We start from the raw sequence: 2,737 nt of genomic DNA on the forward strand, positions 1-2,737 counted from the left end.
CTGCGCCGGCGCATGGTCGAGCGCGTGCTCACCCATTGCGAGACCGACGGCGGCGCCACCGAGCCGCTGATGGTCCTGCTGCGCCGCTTCGCCACGGAGTCGGCGCGGGAGGAAGCAAGGCTGTTCTGCGACGAGATCGTCGCGGACGAGGACGTCTACGATCTGATCGCGGCGTAGCGAGGTGCCGTAGGGTGGGTTAGGCGAAGCCGTAACCCACCAATTCTGTTTCTGCGGCAATCAAAGCGGTGGACTACGCTGCGCTAATCCACCCTACGATCTGATCGTGGGGATAGGCCCAGCCTCCCAACCACCGTCATTGCTTCGTCGCAAGTGCTCCTCGCAATGACGGGGAGAGAGCTGGACCTCACTCCCCCGGCACGATGCTCGGCGCCAGGATCACCTCGAGATGTTCGGGGCGGTCGCGGTTGACATGGGCGAGATAGTCGTCGGCGACCTTGCGCAGGCGCCGGCTCAACTCGGCGGAGACGCTGATGCGGTCGAGCCTGGTGTTCTCCTGCACGATGGCGAGGATGGCGTTGATGTGGTGCGTGAACAGCTCGGCCGGCACCTTTTCGAGATCAGGCGCGTGCTCGATGACGCGGCACAGGCTCTCGGCTACCCCCGCCGCGGCCGGATAGCCGAAGGTTGCGGCGTCGCCCTTGATGTCGTGGGCGGCGTGAAACAGCTCGTCGCGCCTTTCCTTGGTAAAGCCGTCATTGCGGACGGCGACATAGGCGGCCGACAGCCGGTTGACCTCGGTTGCCATCCAGTCCTTGAACTCGCCGGAAAGGCCCGCGAGCGCCTGCTCGGCGCGAGCGACCGGATCGTCCAGGTCCTTCGCGTCGACGCGGCGGATAACCTTGCGCAGCGGGTTGGGCTGCGTGATGATTTGATGCGTGGCGAAGGCCTTGACTGCGATGTCCTTTGCGCTGTTCTTCGCCATGATGCCTGCCTCGTTCGGGACGTTGCGCTAGATGGTGGAACGGGCTTTGTCGAGCAGCGAGGGCTGCTGCAGCACCTCGTGCTTTTCGCCGACGCGGCGCTCGGGACCCATATAGGCGGAATTGGTGTTGCGGCGCCGGTCCGGCCCGAAATAGGTCTTGGTCTTGATGAAGGGGCGGGGATTGGCGACCACGTTGAGGATGCGCTGATAGAGCCCCTTGGCCGAGATCGGCTTAGCCAGGAATTCGGTGACGCCGGCATCGCGCGCGACAGTGACACGGCGCTTCTCGGAATGACCGGTCAGCATGATGATCGGCGCGTAGGGGTTGCCCTTGGAGTCCGGCTGCCGGATCATCTGCGCGAGCTCGAGCCCGTCGAAGATCGGCATGGCCCAGTCGGTGATGACGATGTCGGGCACGTAATGGCTGTACATCTCGAGCGCGGTGGCGCCGTCCTCGGCCTCGTAGACTTCGCGCGCGCCAAAGGAATGCAGCAGCGTCCGCAGGATGCGGCGCATGTGCGGGTTGTCGTCGCAGACGAGGAAGCGCAGCTTGTTGAAGTCGATACGGAACATGACGCCCGGGCCAAAACGGTCAACCTTCGTTAACCATATCGTGGCGGCGGTTAACGAAGGGTTGCGGACGCAGTGCCGGCGGCAAGCGGGGCGACGGGTTTAGTAGCCGAACTGCTCGCGCAGGATGCGCTCTTCCAGGCTGTGGCCCGGATCGAACAGCATGCGCATCGAGATGCTCTTGTCGGACAGGACCTCGACGCGCCGGACCCTGCGTACCTCCTCATGGTCGGCGACGGCCGCGACGGGACGCTTGTCGTCCTCCAGCACCTCGATCACGACATAGGCGGTGTTGGGGAGCAGGGCGCCGCGCCAACGCCGCGGCCGGAAGGCGCTGATCGGGGTCAGCGCCAGGAGGGCGGCGTTGATCGGCAGGATCGGTCCTTGCGCCGACAGATTGTAGGCGGTCGAGCCGGCCGGCGTCGCCACAATGATCCCGTCGGCGATCAGCTCGGGCATGCGCTCGCGCTCGTCGATCAGGATCCGCAGGCGTGCCGCCTGGGAGGTCTGCCGGAACAGGTACACCTCGTTGATGGCGTGGTGCAGGTGAACACGGTCGTTGACGTCGGTCGCGCGCATCAGGAGCGGATTGATCTCCGATTCATGCGCCGTCTCGAGCCGCGCGCGCAGATCGTGCGGCGAATACTCGTTCATCAGGAAGCCGACGGTGCCGCGGTGCATGCCGTAGATCGGCTTTCCCGAGTGCATGTTCTGGTGCAGCGTCTGCAGCATCAGCCCGTCGCCGCCGAGCGCGACGACGACATCGGCTTCCGTCGGGGCGCAATTGCCATAGTCCCTGGTGAGCTGGCTGAAGGCGGCCTGCGCCTCGCTGCTCGGGCTGGCGACAAAGGCGATGCGGTCGTATCGCTGGGGCTTGGTCATGGCTTGTCGGGCAGGCCGCTGGCTGGAGGAAGTTCCGCCGGGCTCGTCTATACGAGGTGGGCCTCCATTGTCGAGGACGACCGGCGCTCAAGGCAAACGGGCGATTGTCGATCCAGAGAACAAAACGGGTTGATTTGAGCCAGCCGGGCCGCACGCGCCAACCGACCGGAAATCCCGCAAACCGTCGCAATTCCCCGCTAGCTTGGGGGCGCACCCGGCTGTTGCAGCCGGGGAGGGAGAACGATCATGCTCACGATCTGGTCGACGCTGCGAGGAACGGGGCTGGTGCTGGCGGTGTCCGCGGTCGCGCTCGCATGCATCGCGCGCGCGGACGATCCGCCG

General features: G+C 65.5%; 3 protein-coding genes. All 3 read right to left on the reverse strand.

Annotation, left to right across the window (positions count from 1 at the left end):
* Positions 1–364: 364 nt before the first annotated feature.
* The 3 genes from MOV74_RS35410 to MOV74_RS35420 all read right to left on the reverse strand — a co-directional run bounded on the left by MOV74_RS35410 (position 365) and on the right by MOV74_RS35420 (position 2,395).
* The gene (locus MOV74_RS35410) at positions 365–943 is read right to left on the reverse strand and encodes an Hpt domain-containing protein (protein WP_246931785.1); all 579 of its coding nucleotides are present in this window, start codon (positions 941–943) and stop codon (positions 365–367) included.
* Between the two features lie 27 nt (positions 944–970).
* On the reverse strand, positions 971–1,516 hold the full coding sequence (locus MOV74_RS35415; RefSeq protein ID WP_212092297.1) for a response regulator: 546 nt from the start codon (positions 1,514–1,516) through the stop codon (positions 971–973).
* 99 nt (positions 1,517–1,615) lie between these two features.
* Entirely contained in the window at positions 1,616–2,395 is a 780-nt protein-coding gene (locus MOV74_RS35420; RefSeq protein ID WP_246931787.1) for an NAD kinase, read from the reverse strand.
* Between the last annotated feature and the right edge of the window lie 342 nt (positions 2,396–2,737).

This window comes from Bradyrhizobium sp. SHOUNA76, assembly GCF_023006445.1.
Lineage (GTDB): Bacteria > Pseudomonadota > Alphaproteobacteria > Rhizobiales > Xanthobacteraceae > Bradyrhizobium.